Consider the following 18015-nt stretch of genomic DNA (forward strand, 5'->3'; position numbering starts at 1 on the left):
CGAAGGTCTTTTCGGTTACTTAGCGGAAGAAGTAGGATACCCTTACAATCAAATCCCAACAATGATGTATCGTTCTTTTTCAGGCGGGTTTGCTTTGGAAGCTTCCTTATGTGGAACCTTGGCAGTAGCGGCGGGTTTTATCGGTTTAGTTGCCGGTGATAAGCAAAATGCATTGGTAAAAGAGCTTTTTGACTGGTATAAAACTGCAGAACTGCCGGTGTACAATCCGGATTTCCCGGACCATGAAGTGACGGTGGCGGAATCCACAATGTGTTATGACTCAGTATCCAAATTTATTCAAAAGGAAGATGTTGCCTTTGGATCTCCGGAACGATCCAGCCGATGTGCAGGGGTTGCAGCGGAGGTTGTTCGAAAAACAGCAACCATGTTAAATCGGGAATTTGCTTAAATCAGTGAATCCATAGTAAATCATAAACATCAACTCCCCTTTAATTTAATAAAGTAATAGACCATGATACCGAAAATCCTTTTGGTATCATGGTTTTTTTTGCAAAAATACGTCTGAATTTCGAGTGAATCCATTGTATAACCGAAAGGAATCCAACGATCGAAAAATATTCAAATAATTATAAAAAAAGCATTGCTCATTACGTTACGTAATGTAGTAAAATGATAGTAACAAATACATAAAGCGATACTTTTATACTTTCGAATAAAAAAGAGAAGAACATAGAAAAACAGTAAAAGTGAGAAAATCGGTAATGGAAAAACTTGAAGGCTGTGAAAAAAGGAGGCTTGAATATGCTTGATAAAGAAAAAAAGCTGACCGTTGGAGAAGTGGCAAAGAAATTGAATGTGACCGTTCGAACCATTCAGTATTACGACCAGATCGGTTTGGTAACACCGACGGAGTTTACCGAAGGGGGCCGGCGGCTCTACAGTGTACGGGACTATGTAAAGCTCCATCAGATCCTCAGTTTGAAAGAATTCGGATTCAGCCTGAAGGAGATTAAAGAACAGCTGATGCCGGCGGGAACCGTGGAGGAAATGAATAAGTATTTAATCAAACAGGAAGCCCTGATTGAAGAGGAAATCAAAAGAAATCAGGTGACCTATGAACTGCTTCATAAATTTCGGAAAGAAATGAATCAACTGGGGAAAGTGGACTGGGAAGTGTTTCTGGAAATTATTCATCTGCTGAGAAATCAGGACGAACATTACTGGATTGTTAAATACCTGGATAAGGATCTCTATGAAAAAATCAAGGAACGGACGGTAAAGGAGGAAGGGCAGCACTATATTAAAAGAATGAAAGCCCTTTGCGATCAGGCGAAAGCATTACAAGATCAAGGGATTTTACCGGATTCCGAGGAAGGCATGGCCATAGCAAAGCAGTGGTGGGATGAGATTATGGGTTTTACCAAAGGGGATATGAAAATGATTCAGCAGTTGACGGAACTGACGGAAAAAAGCAGAGAAGAGAAGCCAACAGAGTTTTTACAGGTTTTTCGCAGCGTGGAGAAGTATATATCCAAAGCCCTGGCGGCCTATTTCGAGGAAAATGCCATTGAGTTAAAGGAGGAAAAATGATGATCGAAGTAAATAATTTGGTAAAAAGTTACGGTAAAGAAACCGTATTAAAGGGCATCAGTTTTACGGTGGAAGAAGGGGAGATTTTCGCATTGCTGGGACCCAACGGGGCTGGGAAAACCACCACCCTGGAATGTCTGGAAGGTCTTCGGGAGTATGATCTGGGGGAGGTTCAAGTCTTTGGAGAAAACCCGAAAAAAGCCATTGAAGGGGGAACCATCGGTGTTCAGTTGCAGTCCTCTTCTCTTCCGGCAAACCTCTCCGTAAAGGACTCCATGAAACTCTTTTGCCATTGGAATCAAATAAAATACCGAAAGGATTTGCTCGAAAACTTAGGTCTTGATGTATTGGAAAACAAAGCCTATAAAACCCTGTCCACGGGCCAGAAAAGACGACTGCATTTGGCCCTGGCCTTAACCCACCGGCCGAAGGTATTATTTTTGGATGAGCCCACCGCTGGATTGGACGTAGAGGCCCGGGTAAGCCTCCATGATGAAATTCGAAAACTGAAAAAGGGGGGCACCACCATCATTCTGGCTTCCCACGACATGGCGGAGGTGGAAGCCCTGTGTGACCGGGTGGGAATCCTGGTTCAAGGAGAGCTCCGGTCTATGGGAACCCCGGGAGAGATCATCCGGGAAGTGGAAAAAGAACAGTGGATTGAGGTGCAGTGGAAAGAGGAATTGTCGAATCCTGTATTTCAGCATCTCTTTGATCATCAAATCATTCAAGGGGTCCATCGGTTTAAAACAGAGAAACAATTGGAAGGGCTGCGGGAAATTTTGGATTTTACGGAAAACAACCAACTAAACTTATCGGACTTAAGAATCCAAAAACCTACCCTGGAACAGCGGTTTATTCAAATTGCCAAGGGAGGCATGTAAAATGATGAAAAGCTATTTATTCACCCTTTATTTAAAAACCAAGCTGGATTTAAAAAGCGCGGAAATACTGATCACCTATTACGCAGTCCCCCTGTTGTTTTTCCTGGTTATGGGGGCGGTATTCACCTCTACCATGCCCGAGGCCAAGGAAACATTGATTGCATCCATGGCGATTTTTGCCGTAACCATGGGGGCCTTAATTGGGACTCCCTCCGGAATCCTAGAGTATATGGGAACGGATCTGCGAAAAACCTTTAAATCCGTAGGAATCCCCCTGCATACCATTATCAGTACCACGGTAATTTCCGGGCTGGTGAATCTTTCCGTGATGAGTGTAGTCATTTTTATTATCGCTCCAATGGCTTACGACGCAACAAGACCGCAGAATTTAGGCGTATTTATCCTTGGGTTGATTGCCTTTACCTTGACTACCCTACTGATAGGAATTCTGATCGGACTTTATGGGAAAACCACTTCCCAAGTGACCATGCTATCCCAGGTGATTTTCCTGCCTTCCATGATGCTTTCGGGAATTATGTTTCCTCTGGAAATGCTGCCCACACCTCTGGAATACGCTGGGATGATCCTCCCCACCACCCATGGAATGAAAATTCTAAGCGGCAACCCCTTGGAGGTTTCCAGTTTACTGATCATACTGGGCATGATCCTGGGGGCGACGGGATTGATTGCTTATAAGCTGGAAAAATTGAAAATGGACTTTTAGAGGAGATTCTTCGGGGAAAAAGCTGTGATTTCAAGGGATGAATGGTTCCCAATATTGTATCTGAAAAAAAACCTTCGTTATACTAAAGAAATTCAGGGTATAAGTTACCCAGTATGACGAAGGTTATTTAATACAAGGAGGAGGATTTGATGATTGGCACAAAAATTGATGACATTGCCCGTTACAAATTTTTATCGGGAGTCCAGCACGCTCCCAACGGAGAATACGCGTGTTTCGTTGTGCACCAGGGAAATCTGGAGGATAACGAATACCAGTCCAATATTTGGCTGTACAAAACCAAGGAAGACAAGTACATCCGCTTAACCGGTCTGGATAAAGAAACCAGCTATATTTGGCTGAAGGATAACGAAACCATTTTATTTCCCGCCCTCAGGGATGAAAAGGACAAAGAAAAGAAGGAGTCGGGAGAAGCGTTTACCCAGTATTATCAACTGAACATCCACGGAGGTGAGGCTCAAAAATCCTTTCGAATCCCCAAAAGCGTCCACCAGATCAAACAAATTGACCCGAATACCTTTATTTTTACCGCGGGATACAATGCTACAAAAAAGGATGTAAGCACCCTCGATGAGGAGGAGAAGAAAAAGGAACTCAAAAAAAGAAAAGAAGAAAAGGACTATGAAGTCCTGGACGAGATCCCCTTTTGGACCAATGGAAAGGGCTTTTCCAACAAAGACCGGAATCGTCTTTATCTTTATTACCGGGATACGGAAAAAATCGAAGCCTTAACCGGAGAGGACACCACCATTGGCGGGTTCAATCTCAGTGAAGATCAAACCCAAGTGGTCTATACCGCCACCACTTATAAAGATAAGATGCCATTAACCAATAAAGTATATCTACAAAACCTGGCCTCCAAGGAAGTTAGGGAAATCAGTCCCGATGAGGACTTCAGCTACGGATATGTAAACTTTATTACCGAAGATCAGGTGATTTGTACCGGGAAGGATCATAAGAGCTATGGATTAAATGAAAACCCCCAGTTCCATCGGATTGATATTAATACCCGATCAAGAACAAACCTTACACCGGACTTTGATCGAAGCATCGGAAACTCCGTGGGTTCCGATTGCCGATACGGCGGATCTGTGGCGGGAACCATTCAAAAGGAAGGAGATCATGTATACTTTACCACTACGGAAGGGTACAGTTCCTATTTAAATCGGATCGATACCCAGGGGAATATGGAAAGAATCATTGAAACCACCGGTACCGTGGACGACTACTCGGTAAAAGGGGACTCGCTCCTGTTTATCGGTCTAAGAGGCCTGAAACTCCAGGAATTGTATAAACAACAGGGAAAAGAAGAAACCGCCTTAACCGATTTTAATCAGTGGGTGGAAAAAGAGCGAAAGCTTTCAACCCCTGAAGCCTTAACCGTTAAAACCGCCGAAGGGGTGGAAATTGACGGGTGGGTAATGCGTCCCGTGGACTTCGACGAAAAGAAAAAGTACCCGGGGATTCTGAATATCCATGGGGGTCCCAAAACCGTTTATGGAGAAAATTTCTTTCATGAAATGCAGTACTGGGCCGGTGAGGGATATGTAGTTTTCTTCTCGAATCCTCGAGGGGGAGATGGTAAGGGCAACAAATTTGCCGATATTCGAGGGAAATACGGAACCATTGATTACGAAGATTTGATGAAATTTACCGATGAAGTACTGGAAAAGTATAACTTCATCGATGAAAATAGGGTTGGCGTAACCGGAGGTTCCTACGGCGGATTTATGACTAACTGGATTATCGGTCATACCCACCGATTTAAAGCGGCGGCCTCCCAGCGAAGTATTTCCAACTGGATTTCAAAATTCAATACGACGGATATCGGATACTTTTTCGTGGAGGATCAAAATCAAACTACTCCCTGGGAAGACCATGAAAAGATCTGGGAACAGTCTCCGCTGAAATATGCAAATAAGGTAAAAACCCCGACACTCTTTATTCACGCCGAGGAAGACTACCGATGCTGGGTGGTGGAAGGATTGCAGATGTTCACTGCCCTGAAATATCATGGGGTGGACGCCAGGATGTGCATGTTTAGAGACGAGAACCATGAACTCAGTCGAAGTGGGAAACCGAAGCACCGGGTTCGAAGATTAAAAGAAATAACCGACTGGTTTGATCATTATCTGAGATCCTAAAAATACCAAAATTCTACAGGTGAATAGGAAAAAAAGAACTCCGGAACAATCGGGGTTCTTTTTTGAGGGTTGTTGGAAGAGGGATAAAAAAACGGAGAGGTACACGGTCCGGTATACATAGGCTCAACTTTAAATTGGCACAGTTTCTTAATTGTGTTATATTTAGACTGAAAGTGTAGCGAAACCATAATAAAGGGGACGATCCCATGAGTTTACTGATGAATTATGCCGATGAGAGATTTGTAGAGATTGCTCAGAAGGTCTTTACAGAACAATTTAAACGGGATCCACAGCTCGAAGACGAGATGGATGAACGTAGAAAAAAACTGATGTATGACGATGTGGTCTATAATATCAGTTATTTGATGACCGCGGTTTACTTTAAGGACCAAAAAATATTTGAAGGATATGCAATCTGGATTTACGAACTGTTATGTAATTTAATGAAAGACTTGGACCGGGATCGAATTATGACGCAAATGAACGATCATTATAGAATTCTATCGGAAATATTAAATCAAGAGGGAGAGGCACTGCTCTCCGAAGAAGAACAGGAAACCGCAACAGCGTACTTGAATCTTGCCATTGAGGTCACGGAAAAAGCAGAAACGAAGATCCGTTATTCTACACAGTTTAAAGAAGGGGCCCACTATGAGATTCGAAAAATGTATCTGGAGGCTTTAATGAGAAACGAAACTAGAGAGGCCCATAGAGTGATAATAGAGGCTAGGGAAGAGGGTGTGCCTCTGGTTGAAATTTATGATACGATACTTGGAAAAACCATGCATGAAGTAGGGGAGTTGTGGCACCGCCATGTGATCACGGTGGATAAGGAACACTATATGACAGCGGTCACACAAGCAGTAATGGCAAGTTTTTATAGTGAAATTTTCTCGCAACCGAGAAAAAATAAAAGGATGGTATCCTGTGCGGTAGGCAGTGAACTTCATGAATTAGGGATCCGAATGCTTTCCGATCTCTTTGAAGAAAAGGGATGGGATACCTACTACTTAGGCGCCGCTTTGCCGGAAGAGTCCATTCTACATGCCATCGGCGAGCATGAACCGCAACTCCTTGCCCTGTCCGTAACAATGCCCCTTCATCTTCCGGTTTGTGAAAGAATTGTGGCAAGAATAAAAGAGACCTATCCGAAGGTTAAAATTGCCGTGGGAGGACATGCGTTCATTAATACCAATGAATTGTGGAAACGCTGGGGTATAGATTATTATTCCACCACAGGTAGAGAACTCATAGACTGGGCAGAAGAAGAATTTCAATAACCTTTCATATAGAAAACTAAGAATCGTTAAGGGTTATTACAGTGGGTATTTTGAGATTGTATCAGCGGAAAGAGTATGCGTTATGATTTATTTTGCTTGTGATATATCAAGGTATAGTGGTCCAAAAAAGGGGAAAAGAATATGATGTTTATAGGAATCGATCTGGCCTGGACCTATAAGAAGGAAACGGGAATCTGCATCCTGGATGAGTCCGGAGAGGTCCGGTATTTGGAATCGAAAGTATTCAATAATCAAGAGTTATTGCAGTTGATCAGGGACCATGCTTATGAAGGGATTGCTGTTGCCATCGACGCTCCCCTTGTGGTGAAAAACGAGACCGGATCCCGGGAAGCGGAACGGGCATTAATGCGGGGGCGAATTCACGGGCATCGCCTGTTTGCATTTATGGCCAGCCGAAGGTTTTTAATCAACAACTTCGGAGAAATTCGGGGAGAGAAGCTAGCCGGGATGATTCTTGAGGCATTCCCCCAAATGGACTTTCGTTTATCCCCGGAACCGGGACAATCCACAATTGTGGAATCCTTCCCTACGGGAATTTGTGTGGGACTTTTTCCGGATATCGCCCCTGTGAAATATAAAAGGAAAAGTAAGATTCCCTACGCGGAAACCAAAGGTGAAATGGAGCGCCTCCTCCATCAACTAGCGGTGCTGGAAGACAAGGGGACCGTAAAAGGCCTCTCGCCAAAGCTTTATTCAGAAGGGTTTGAGCTCAACAAGAAAAACCATAAACACCTGGAAGACAAAATCGATGCCTTTCTCTGTGCCTATGGTTTATTTGCTGTTTTTCAGGAAATGGCTGAGCCCAGAATTTTCGGTGATATACCGGAAGGATTTATTATGATTCCTGTCAAGAATTAATAGGGGAAAGGAAGTACAAAAAGGGTATATATACCCCGGAGTATATTTTGATCAGTATTTTTTACGAAATAATAAAAAGTTGGAAGGAGGCAATTACATGAGCAAAATGATGGAAGGAAACCCCGCCCCAGTCTTTGATCTGCCCGTTACAGGAGGGGGAAATGTAACCAGGGATGAACTGAAAGGAAAGAAGTATATACTCTACTTTTACCCGAAGGACAACACCCCGGGATGACAGACGGAAGCCTCTGAGTTCAGAGACAGCTATGAAGAATTGAAAGGTTTGGGTTATGAAATCTTCGGTATCAGTAAGGACGGAATGAAAAGTCACGATAAGTTTAAAGAGAAGAACATGCTTCCCTTTGAGCTGATCAGTGATCAGGAAAAAGAGCTTCATCAGGCCTTCGATGTATTGAAGGAAAAGAATATGTTCGGAAAAAAAGTCATGGGTACGGAACGGTCCACCTTTATCATCGATGAAGAGGGCATGGTGGTCAAGGCCTTTCGAGGGGTGAAATCCAAGGGACATGTGGCCGATGTTTTAGAATATCTGAAGGGTTAAAAGTTGACAAGAGACGTTGACAGGGGGACGGAGTTTTTGTCATCCGGTAATGGGGATGACAAAAACTCCGTCCCCCTGTCAACTCTTTTGTCCTTAATCCTTAGGGTGGGAGGTAAACCACTTGACCGGATCCCGATTCACCGGTCGTAGAGGATGTTTTTGGTTGAAATCCCTGAGAAGTTGACGCATCACTTCAGGAGAATCCCCCATTTTCCTCACGCTCTCCTGGTCAAGACCGATGCTGAAGGGGCAGCTGGCCACACAGATGCCACAGTCGGTACCGAGCATTCGCCAGCGCTGATAGCAGGCGGTGTCAGAAATTCTCCACCGGGGTTCGCCGTCAATGAGTGTTTGCTCTCCCGAGGGGATGGCTTTTCCGGGGCAGGACTGGGCGCAGCGCTTGCATAGCCGGCAAAACTCCGGGATCCCGAAGGACTCTTTATTATCAGCCACCAGGGGCAGGTCAGTGGTAACAACGCCCAGGCGCACCCGGGGACCGTATTCCTTGGTAATTAACAGTCCATGGCGGCCGATTTCACCGAGACCCGCATCTTCTGCAACCAAGGGCGCGATCAGCAGGTAATTGCCGTCCATGTGGTTTCGCGCCTGATATCCTAAGGATCGGATATAATAAGAAATCATCATGCCGATTACCGCCGTATCCACGTAGCCCTTTACTGCAGCCAAGGCTTCGGGAACATCCGGGGCGTGAAAGATCATCTCCTTATCCATCTCCACGGCAAAAACAATACCGTAGGGATGGTCACAGTCTACTTCGTTCCCATAACTTTCGGCTTCCCTACCCCGATGGGAATAAAAGTGCCGCGGGTTCATCGGAGCGATCCCGGTGAGCTTCGCTCCATAAAAGCCGGCCAGCCCTTTTAACAGCTTTGTCATTTCATCGGGGGAAGGAAGCGGGGTTTTTTCGGAGGCCGGAGCACCTTCGCTAAGGTGCTTCATTTCCGACAAAAACTGAAAGGCGGACCCAACCAAGGGTGTATGCACCGAATGGAAGGTGGCGCTTCCGGCCCCGCCCAGGGGAGCCATGGCCCGTAGAGCATCATCAGATTCCTTCAGCTCCGGGTGCTCATTATAATACTCCCGGTACTCCGGGGTTCCGGGGGTTAAATTCATACGGGCAAACATATTATCTCGTTCATCATACTTTTTCATAAATACCATCCTCTCCAAAGGGGTGTGTCTTTAAATATCTCATCATCTTAAGAATTAGTCAAGGAATGCCTGATGATCAACCGGGACTACTGCGGCGTGACCCGAATTAAAAGATCGTCCTCCTCCCCGGGAGTTCCCAGTCCGTCTTGGTTACTGGTGGAGATATACAGGGAGCCTTCATGGTAGGTGATCGCCCGAATTCTACCCCAGTCCCGGAACAGGTCCTCTTCACCGGTGAGGGAGCCTTCCCCGTCGAAGGTGAAGCGTTTTACCATTTCACTTCGTAGTCCGGAAACATACAGTGCGGGACCATATTATTGAAGGGAATTATAGGGCCGGGGAAGATCATATGGAGAAAATGAAAACCCCGGAAATGGATCGCCTTATTGAAGAGATTATTGGGAAACATTCGGTATAATATTTTTAAATCAGGAGGGAAAACACATTAAAGGTATTATTATGTGATTTTTGAAAAAGTCTCTGGAGAGTTTATTAATATTGAAAATCCTTACTTTGAGCCCTGCAAAGAAGAGATCTCGATTATGAAATAAAACTTTCAGGGCCCAAGGGATCGGAGGGATTTTCTCCTGTGGCATTTATCCCTCGGCTATGGCCATGGCAGGATTTTTCTTTGATCTTCATATTCTTCTTCCCTATTTATCCGGCGGGCTGATTTTTTTAGGACTGTTTCTCTTCGGACTGAAAAAGCATTCCTTCCTCACCGACGGGGAAAAAACCGAATCCATGGAATGAAGTTGACGGCCCCGATTTTCGGGGCTTTACTCTTTGTACCCTTTTTGGTACAATGGGGTTAACAATTATGGTTAAACGTTTGACCAAGAGATGTAAACAAAGGTGAAACCAGTGGTAAAACCAAAGATGTAACCAGGTCAAAGACGTTTAGGAACTACAGGAGGGATGGAAATGTTTGATAAAGACAGTGCCTATGAAATACTAACCTCACAAAAGCTGACCCATGAACAAAAATTGATGCAGCTGGCCAAAGCGGCGGAAAACGGGATCGATGTCCTGGAAATATCGGATTCCATGGAAAAGCACTTTGAAAACGGCAGTATCCATGATTTATTTGAAGGGGGTGCCCCCTATCGTCCCCGTTACATTATGCCTGATTACCAAAAGTTTATTCGAAGGGGAAGTGAATTCCTAAAAATCGATCCACCGAAGGATTTGGACGAATTGATTTTCGCCTTGATGACGATCTATCGTCACACCCCTTCAATTACGAATTTTCCCGTGTACCTGGGGAACTTGGATCAATTAATCGAACCCTTTATCGGAGAGCTTTCCGATCAGGAGGTCATTAAGAAACTTACGCTGTTTTTCAATTATCTGGACCGAACCATTACTGACTCTTTCTCTCATGGAAACATCGGACCCAAGGAGAGTCGGGGCGGATATCTGATTTTGGAGGCGGAGAAAGGACTGCAAAATGCAGTGCCGAACTTTACGGTGAAGTACGACCCGGACCAGACCTCGGATCAGTTTATGAAAAAGGCCATTGAGACCTCCCTTGCCTGTTCCAATCCTGCGATTTGTAATCACAGGGCCAACCGGGAAGTCTATGAAGGGGAATACGGAATTTCAAGTTGCTATAACATTCTTCCCGTAAAGGGAGGGGCCTATACCCTAACCCGATTAACGCTGACAAAACTTGCGGAAGTCGCTGACGGTGTGGATAATTTCATGGAGGACTTACTCCCTGAGGTCACGGAACTGATCGGAGAGTACATGGCTCAACGGATCCGATTTATGGTGGAAAAATCCGGATTTTTTGAAAGCAGTTTTCTGGTGAAGGAAGGACTGATTTCGAAGGATCGATTCGTGGGTATGTTTGGGGTAACCGGCCTTGCGGAAGCGGTGAATACCTTGTTAAAAGACCGGGGCCTAATCTATGGAAAGGACCGGGAGGCCGATGAACTGGGAACAAGCATCCTGGAACGGGTGAAATTCCTGGTGGATAAATTGGAAGCACCCTACTCTCCTGTTACAGGGGGGAAATACGTGCTTCATGCCCAGGTGGGAATTGATACGGACCTGGGGGTAACCTCCGGAGTACGGATCCCCGTAGGGGACGAACCCGAGGACTTTATCGAACATCTGAGACATTCTTCAAGATACCATAAGTATTTTCCCGCCGGAGTGGGGGATATTTTCCCGATTGCAACCCATGTGGATGCCAACTTGGATTCTCTGTTGGACGTGGTAAAGGGCGCCATGGAGATAGGGGTGCATTACATGTCCTTTTACGCCGCGGATTCGGATTTGGTACGGATCACCGGTTACTTGGTAAAACGAAGCGAGATGGAAAAATATGAGAAGAATCAAGCGGTGCTCCAAAACACCACTCATTTAGGAGCCCCCAGTTATAAGGTTAATAAACTTGCAGAGCGGAAGGTCCGAATGACGGATTAAATAACGAATGAAATGACGGATGAACCAAAAGTCAGCGGAAAGTACTGGTTTGTCCAGTTGGGAGTTGGAATCATGGCACACAGTGATAAAAATCAAAACGCCGATAAGGAGAAAATCATGAACCATGATAACAAGGAATCCACCGGAAAAAACAACGATAAGGTACCGATCAATCGGATCATTCCCGTATCCACGGTGGATGGTCCCGGTGCTAGGACCGCGGTGTTTGTCCAGGGGTGCAACTTAGTCTGTGAGTTCTGTCATAACCCGGAGACCCAGGCTATTGAAGGTCATAATTTGCCCCGAAAGACCGCGGCCGAGGTTTTTGAGGAAATTCGACCTAACCTCCCTTTTATTCGGGGCATCACCGTATCCGGTGGAGAATGCGCTTTGTATCCCCGGTTTTTAACAGCGCTGTTTACCCTGGCTAAGGCGGAGGGGCTAACGACTTTGATGGACACCAACGGTTCCATCGATCTAAGCGGTTTTTCAGAACTCATGAAGGTCATCGACGGAGTGATGCTGGATATTAAGGCCTGGGATCCGGAGGTTTTTTATCGGCTCACCGGGAAAAAAGCCACCGGGGCCTTACCGGTAAACCTCCATTACCTGGCCTCTACGGGAAAGCTTGAAGAAATCCGTCTGGTTTGTCAGGAAAACTGGGTGGACATTGAAACGGCTTTAAACAAAGTGGCAGAGAAGATTCCCCGGTACTACGGAAAAATCCCGTTGAAACTGATCGCTTTTCGTAGCCACGGCGTTACAGGAAAGATGAAAAAAGCAGCAAGCCCCGGCCCGGATCGGATGGAGGCATATAAAAAAATTGCCGAGGAGCTGGGATACGAAAGAATCATCGTTAAATAAATATTTTCATAAAGAAGCACCCCTGTGAAAGACGGTCTTAAAGGCCTTCATAGGGGTGTTTTTATAATGTTGCTAAGGTTTTGTAAGCTCATCAACACTATCCCGCTCAATAAAGGTAGGTTGGAGCAGGGTTTCGGTAATTTTCCCGTTTTCCCTTAAGGTTCGATAAGCATGAAAGGAGGCATCCGCCAGCAAAGCCGCATCCTGAATCACCGTGGTAACCGCAAGGCCGAAGGTGAAGTCTTCGGCGACATTGTCGTTGCTGACCAAAGACAGGTCCTTCGGCACGGATTTCCCCTGTTCCCGCAGGGCTTTTAAAAAGCCCAGGGTCATTCGATCGTTGCAGGAAAATACAGCGGTAACCTCGGTTTCCAAGAGGGCTTTTCCCCCCTGATAACCGCTGTTGTAGTCGTAGTCTCCATAAAAAATCCATGAACCCTCGGGAACGCAACCTTTTTCGTTAAGCGCTCTTCGATAACCCTGTAGCCGATCGGCGGGATGCCCTTGGATTATAGGAGGGGCAATGATTCCGATTTTTTGATGGCCTTTGGAAAGCAAGTGCCCCGTTGCTTCGTAGGCCCCCTGTTCATTATCAAAAACCACTTTACTGTAAGGGAGGGAGGTAAAGGCCCGGTCCACCTGGATCAACGGAATAGAAAGCTTGGTCAGCTTCTCCTTTACCCGATGGTCGTTAAAGGCTTCGAAACTGGGGCAGTAAAAAATGGCCTCCACCTGGCGGGAGGAAAGAACATCCAGCAGCCGAAGATCCCCTTCGGCCTGTTCATTACTGTTTAAGATTAACAATACGCTTCCCTGGTGTAGACAGTGTTTTTCCAGATGTTTGGCTAGCCTGGAGAAGTAGGGATTTTCAATATCCGGTACGATCAGACCGATTAGACCGGAGCGGTTGGTAACCAGGGCCCTGGCCGCCGGGTTGGCCCGGTAGTTCATTCCCTCGGCGACGGCGAGGATTTCTTTTCGTTTTTTGTCGCTGATACGAATAGGTTTTCCGTTCAGCACCTTTGATACTGCAGTGATGGAAACACCGGTGGCATCGGCGATGTCTTTCAGGGTGGTTTTCATCGGATCATCCTTTCCTTACGGTTTTTTACTATTATATCACAGGGAAAGGGTGTGCGGAAAACAGGGGAAGGCATTGAGTAATTTTTGTGGTATGATAATATTTAAGTTTAGTATATTCAGAAAAATACATTTTGAAAAGGGGGAAGACCAATGAAGTATGACCGCCTGATTCGTAATCTGGAAAAAAATCGTTACAAAGTATCCTACTTCCAGGATGCCAAGGAAGCGACAAAATACCTTGAACAGGAAATTCAGGGAGTAACGGTGGGCTTTGGAGATTCCGAAACTTTGTCCGTTTTGAATCTGCAACGGATCCTGGCAAAAAACAATACCGCGATTGACCCATCCACCGGTGATAAGGATACTTTTGTGGAGATCGGTAAAAAAACTCTGACCACCGAAGTGTTTCTTACGTCGGTCAACGGGGTGGCGGAAACCGGAGAGATGGTCAACATCGACGGTACCGGTAACCGGGTGGCGGGATCAATTTTCGGTCATAGGAAAGTATATTTCATCTTTGGAACCAATAAGATTGAATCCACCCTGGACCAGGCGATTTGGCGGGCGAGGAACATCGCAGCTCCCCAAAATGCCAAGCGCCTGGGGCTGAAAACCCCCTGCGCCATAAAAGGGGATCGCTGTTATGAGTGTGACAGTGAAGACCGGATCTGCAACACCATGAATATCCATCTGAAAAAAATGAATAATACCCGGGCGGAAGTGATCATCATCAACAAACCCCTGGGTCTTTAGTTGTTGTAACCGAACTGCGGAGAAGTTCCCAATTCTATAAGCGGTGGGAGTTTGTTATGATACTGCTCTTCAAAAAAGTTGGAAACCATAGAAGGAGGCAAAAAATGGCATTTAATGTATGCAACAAAAAAGGCGAGCATATAGGGGTAACCTTCGGCAAAGGATGGCCCTTAGATGATTTTCGAATAGGAGAGGAAAATCGAAGGGTAACCTATGTGGCCCTTACGGATCAGCGGATTGAGGATTGGAATTTAAACTATGAAAAACTGGAAAAGCAACTGGCGGAAAGACACAGCGCCAAAAGCCTATTCGGAAAAATAAAGGAAGAGGCCTTGGAAGAGGAGCTGAAAAAATACTGGGAAGAGGAAAAATCCCGGATGGAGGCTTCCGGGGAGGAAAATATGTATCAGGGCCTGAAAGAAGCCTCCCAAGGAGAGGGGTACCGGAGTCTTTACCGGGACTTTCAGCCCCGGGAGTATGATCCCTACTTTCTTTATCGACTGTATCATTTGAAAAACCGCTTTGACTTGGAGTCCTATTGGCTGGGAGAAGCATTAAACATTCAAGGGTTTGTGATGTATGATCTGAAGGAGGGAGTTCTCTATGATGAAAAAACCCTGCTCTTGGAAGAACCTCTGGACTATATAGAAACAACGGAGAGTTATAAAGGCCAAAAGCCGATTCACTGTGTGATTGCCCAACGGCCCGAGGTTAAAATTCTGGGAATGGGGGTCGGGGAAGGGCTTTTGCTGGGGGCCTCCCTGGGAGATCTCGGTGGACGAAACCATGTACATTATACGAAGTTAAAGCTGTTATCGGGGAATACGGTTTTTTCCACCGAAGTACCGATTCATATCCACGGGAAGAAGGGACTGGGTCTTACCATGTATGTAAACCGGAAAAAAAACACCCCTTCGGCATTTATCTGTGATGGGGTTATATATACTGCTTGACCGATCGATCTAATAGTTAATAGGGATTGTGGGTCAATATAAGAACAGGGGGATCTGATGCTTTAGAAAAGGATTATTGGAATCCTTGTGGCAGGGAGAATGATATACGACGGCTACGGATTGATCTTGTGGAGTGGGGAGAGTTCAGAGCCGTTGATGTTGATGAGTAATCTCGTTGAAAAACGATTGAAATCATCGGGTATGGGTATTTGATATAGTATATATCCACTCACTTAGGCACTTACAACAAGAAGGAAGGAGGGGTTGAATGGATCATATTTTTATCGTCGGTGGCGTTTTGTTCTTTTTATTCTTTTTTGTCAGCTTCTTTCTTCAAAAAGCCCGGCTTCCTTCCCTGTTATCCTATATATTTCTGGGGGTTGCCCTGTCTTCCCTCCTTACGGAATCGGAGTTGAACATTCTGTACCAAAGGGGACGGAGGTTTTTGGTTCATCTTCTAGCCCGAATAGGGCGGAGTCTTCCTGTAATCTTCAGGAAAGAAGTTTTCTAAAATACCGGGCACCACAGGTGATACCCAAGGATATCTGCTTAAAACCGTTGTAAAAGGAGTGTTGACATGGAACATTTTAATCAGTCTAAGAAAGAAATTGAACAAATACTAACATCGCTGCCGAAGGAAACCGTAATCGGAGAATTTTCCGGAAGAGACAGTGTTGCAGCGATTCTAAAAGCCCTGGAATCCCCAAAGATCAACCATATACTTCCGATTATGTCCTTTGCCGGTACTGAATACGGAAATTTAGAAGGGTTGCGGGAAAATGAAGAACGACTGCGCCGCCGGGTGAATGAACTGTACGGAGAGAAGAAAACCCTCCATCCCACAGTGATTTTCAGCAGTCCGAAACTTTGGAGCGTGTTAAACGGACGTCCTGTAAAAAGTCTGATTGAGCGCTATGGATTTTACACCCCCTGCATTGGTTGTCATATGTACTTTCACTTACTGCGGGTCCCCATGGCCCGGCGTTTAGGGGGCAGGATCATTTCCGGGGAGCGGGTCAGCCACGAAGGAAAAATCAAGCTGAATCAATTGGATGCCTCCTTGGGCGCCTATCATAAAGTGTTGAAAAATCTTGGGGTGGAACTGCTCTTTCCCATTCGGGATATCGTCGAAGGAGCAGCTATTGAAGAACTTCTGGGATGGCAGTGGGAAGAAGGAAAGGAACACCCGGCCTGTATGTACAGCGGGAACTATCGACAGATGGACGGAGTAACGGATTACTCACTGGAAGGACTTCTGACTTTTTTAGAGGAATTTTTGGTGCCGGTTTCCATAGCCCTTGGTAAAATTCTAATCGAAGACCCCGATGCCTCTTTAGAAAAACTTCAGCAACCCTTGCAGGATTGGGAGGTAAAATTATGAAAACCATCGTAACTCTTTTAGACGGTGTAGGGGATCTGGTCTGTGATGAACTGGGAGGAAAAACTCCCTTGGAGTATGCAAATACACCGAACTTAGACCGTATGGCTTCCTTGGGAGAGACGGGAATCATGATCCCTTACCGACTGGGGGTGCCCATCGGCACAGATTTTGCCCATTACCGGTTGTTGGGTTATCAGGAAGAAAGTTATCCGGGGCGGTCGATTGTTGACGGTCTCGCTTTTGACGTTCCGTTACATAAAGACCGTTTGTATATGGTCACCTCTTGGGCCTCAGTATATAAAGAGGAGAATTATGAAATACAAACCCGGTATCTGATGGATTTGTCTAAAGAAGATAGTTTAGAAATTGGTAGAATATTGCCCGGAAGCTTTCAAGGGTATGGTCTGCACTGGCATTATACCAACAATGGACATGGAATTTTGGAAATTTCAGGTAACAATGTGACAACAAAGATCTCAGATCCCGACGGGATCTATCCCCTGGGATACGTTCTCCAATCGGAACCCTATGGCACCATAGATCCTGAGGCGAAAAGCACATCGGGTATGATTAATGAGCTGATGAAAGAGGTGCACCGTCGGCTGAAGGATCATCCCGTTAATAAGAAAAGAGAAGAACAGGGACTGGAGCCGGCGAACTTTTTGCTTCCTAAATGGGCGGGAACCCCGGGGGAGATTCTCGGGTTTGCAGAGGAAAATGGTATGGCCGGAGAAATTATCGGATCCAGTGCGATGATTCGGGGCATTGCCCGTCTGTTGAAAATGGAATACACCCCCTACAACACCTTTGCCGAGGGGGTTGAAAAAGCCCTGGCTTCCTCTGCGGAATACATCCATTTGCATACCAAAGAGACGGATCAGGCCGCCCATACCAAGGACCCCTTTCAGAAAGTAAAGGTGTTGGAAAAAATTGATCCTTTGCTTGCTCCCCTAATCGATTACGGGTTGAAAGAGGATGTTCTTTTAATTGTTACCGGGGATCATACCACCCCCAGCATCGGACCGATGATCCACAGCGGAGATCCGGTGCCGATTGTATTTCTCGGAAAGCAACTTCGCGTAGATGATGTACAACGATTTGATGAACGCTCCTGCACAAAGGGGAGTATCCGAATGAAGGGTGAAGACTTTATACCGATGATTCTCAATTATCATGGGAGGAGTCTTTTTCATGATTTTCGAGTGGGGGGAAGAAAGTCCAAATACCTACCTTCAAAGTTGAATAAGCTCTAAGGACTTTCTCGAAGGTAATCTTTTTTTCAGGACACTGAACGATTTGGATGAAACAATGAAAATTCAGGGAATATAATGGA

18 protein-coding genes and 1 pseudogene are annotated in these 18015 nt (G+C 45.6%); 16 read left to right on the forward strand and 3 right to left on the reverse strand.

Annotation, left to right across the window (positions count from 1 at the left end):
- Positions 1-10: 10 nt before the first annotated feature.
- From ISALK_RS04605 to ISALK_RS04640, 8 genes and pseudogenes are all read left to right on the forward strand, one after another.
- Positions 11-409, forward strand: a pseudogene (locus ISALK_RS04605) (C-GCAxxG-C-C family protein); the annotation flags it as partial.
- A 353-nt stretch (positions 410-762) separates the two neighbouring features.
- Positions 763-1551: a MerR family transcriptional regulator gene (locus ISALK_RS04610; RefSeq protein ID WP_160719589.1), complete on the forward strand. Its 789-nt coding sequence runs from the start codon at positions 763-765 to the stop codon at positions 1549-1551.
- Positions 1551-2435, forward strand: coding sequence for an ABC transporter ATP-binding protein (locus ISALK_RS04615; RefSeq protein WP_306770696.1), 885 nt, complete (start codon positions 1551-1553; stop codon positions 2433-2435). The genes ISALK_RS04610 and ISALK_RS04615 overlap by 1 nt, the downstream gene beginning before the upstream one ends.
- A 1-nt stretch (position 2436) precedes the next feature.
- Entirely contained in the window at positions 2437-3159 is a 723-nt protein-coding gene (locus ISALK_RS04620; RefSeq protein ID WP_160719593.1) for an ABC transporter permease, read from the forward strand.
- Positions 3160-3308: 149 nt separating this feature from the next.
- Positions 3309-5321 (forward strand): alpha/beta hydrolase family protein, encoded by a 2013-nt coding sequence (locus ISALK_RS04625; RefSeq protein ID WP_160719595.1) that lies wholly within the window; start codon positions 3309-3311, stop codon positions 5319-5321.
- 206 nt (positions 5322-5527) lie between these two features.
- On the forward strand, positions 5528-6601 hold the full coding sequence (locus tag ISALK_RS04630) for a cobalamin B12-binding domain-containing protein (protein WP_160719597.1): 1074 nt from the start codon (positions 5528-5530) through the stop codon (positions 6599-6601).
- A gap of 141 nt (positions 6602-6742) precedes the next feature.
- Complete coding sequence (locus ISALK_RS04635; RefSeq protein ID WP_160719599.1) at positions 6743-7480, forward strand: DUF429 domain-containing protein; 738 nt, start codon at positions 6743-6745, stop codon at positions 7478-7480.
- Between the two features lie 109 nt (positions 7481-7589).
- Entirely contained in the window at positions 7590-8042 is a 453-nt protein-coding gene (locus ISALK_RS04640; RefSeq protein WP_236660273.1) for a peroxiredoxin, read from the forward strand.
- 93 nt (positions 8043-8135) lie between these two features.
- Here the strand turns inward: ISALK_RS04640 and ISALK_RS04645 are convergent, their stop codons facing one another.
- Complete coding sequence (locus tag ISALK_RS04645) at positions 8136-9215, reverse strand: 4Fe-4S dicluster domain-containing protein (protein WP_160719601.1); 1080 nt, start codon at positions 9213-9215, stop codon at positions 8136-8138.
- Positions 9216-9301: 86 nt separating this feature from the next.
- Positions 9302-9490: a PQQ-dependent sugar dehydrogenase gene (locus ISALK_RS04650; RefSeq protein ID WP_160719603.1), complete on the reverse strand. Its 189-nt coding sequence runs from the start codon at positions 9488-9490 to the stop codon at positions 9302-9304.
- A gap of 334 nt (positions 9491-9824) precedes the next feature.
- On the opposite strand from ISALK_RS04650, the gene ISALK_RS04655 reads away from it, so the two are divergent.
- The 3 genes from ISALK_RS04655 to ISALK_RS04665 all read left to right on the forward strand — a co-directional run bounded on the left by ISALK_RS04655 (position 9825) and on the right by ISALK_RS04665 (position 12512).
- Complete coding sequence (locus tag ISALK_RS04655; RefSeq protein ID WP_160719605.1) at positions 9825-9968, forward strand: hypothetical protein; 144 nt, start codon at positions 9825-9827, stop codon at positions 9966-9968.
- A 171-nt stretch (positions 9969-10139) separates the two neighbouring features.
- Positions 10140-11648, forward strand: coding sequence for a YjjI family glycine radical enzyme (locus ISALK_RS04660; protein WP_160719607.1), 1509 nt, complete (start codon positions 10140-10142; stop codon positions 11646-11648).
- Between the two features lie 72 nt (positions 11649-11720).
- Positions 11721-12512, forward strand: a complete 792-nt coding sequence (locus ISALK_RS04665) for a radical SAM protein (protein WP_236660267.1) — start codon at positions 11721-11723, stop codon at positions 12510-12512.
- Positions 12513-12584: 72 nt separating this feature from the next.
- On the opposite strand, the gene ISALK_RS04670 is transcribed toward ISALK_RS04665, so the two are convergent.
- Positions 12585-13595, reverse strand: coding sequence for a LacI family DNA-binding transcriptional regulator (locus tag ISALK_RS04670; RefSeq protein WP_160719609.1), 1011 nt, complete (start codon positions 13593-13595; stop codon positions 12585-12587).
- A gap of 150 nt (positions 13596-13745) precedes the next feature.
- On the opposite strand from ISALK_RS04670, the gene ISALK_RS04675 reads away from it, so the two are divergent.
- The 5 genes from ISALK_RS04675 to ISALK_RS04695 all read left to right on the forward strand — a co-directional run bounded on the left by ISALK_RS04675 (position 13746) and on the right by ISALK_RS04695 (position 17935).
- A complete protein-coding gene (locus ISALK_RS04675) occupies positions 13746-14348 on the forward strand; it encodes a lactate utilization protein (protein ID WP_160719611.1) in 603 nt (200 codons plus the stop codon).
- 104 nt (positions 14349-14452) lie between these two features.
- A complete protein-coding gene (locus tag ISALK_RS04680; protein WP_160719613.1) occupies positions 14453-15301 on the forward strand; it encodes a hypothetical protein in 849 nt (282 codons plus the stop codon).
- A 268-nt stretch (positions 15302-15569) separates the two neighbouring features.
- Complete coding sequence (locus tag ISALK_RS04685; protein WP_160719615.1) at positions 15570-15812, forward strand: hypothetical protein; 243 nt, start codon at positions 15570-15572, stop codon at positions 15810-15812.
- A 66-nt stretch (positions 15813-15878) separates the two neighbouring features.
- Positions 15879-16682, forward strand: a complete 804-nt coding sequence (locus ISALK_RS04690) for a hypothetical protein (RefSeq protein ID WP_160719617.1) — start codon at positions 15879-15881, stop codon at positions 16680-16682.
- Positions 16679-17935 carry a BPG-independent phosphoglycerate mutase family protein gene (locus tag ISALK_RS04695; protein ID WP_160719619.1) on the forward strand — a complete coding sequence of 419 codons (1257 nt, stop codon included), beginning with the start codon at positions 16679-16681 and terminating at the stop codon, positions 17933-17935. The genes ISALK_RS04690 and ISALK_RS04695 overlap by 4 nt, the downstream gene beginning before the upstream one ends.
- Positions 17936-18015: the final 80 nt, after the last annotated feature.

It is taken from the genome of Isachenkonia alkalipeptolytica (assembly GCF_009910325.1).
Lineage (GTDB): Bacteria > Bacillota > Clostridia > Peptostreptococcales > T1SED10-28 > Isachenkonia > Isachenkonia alkalipeptolytica.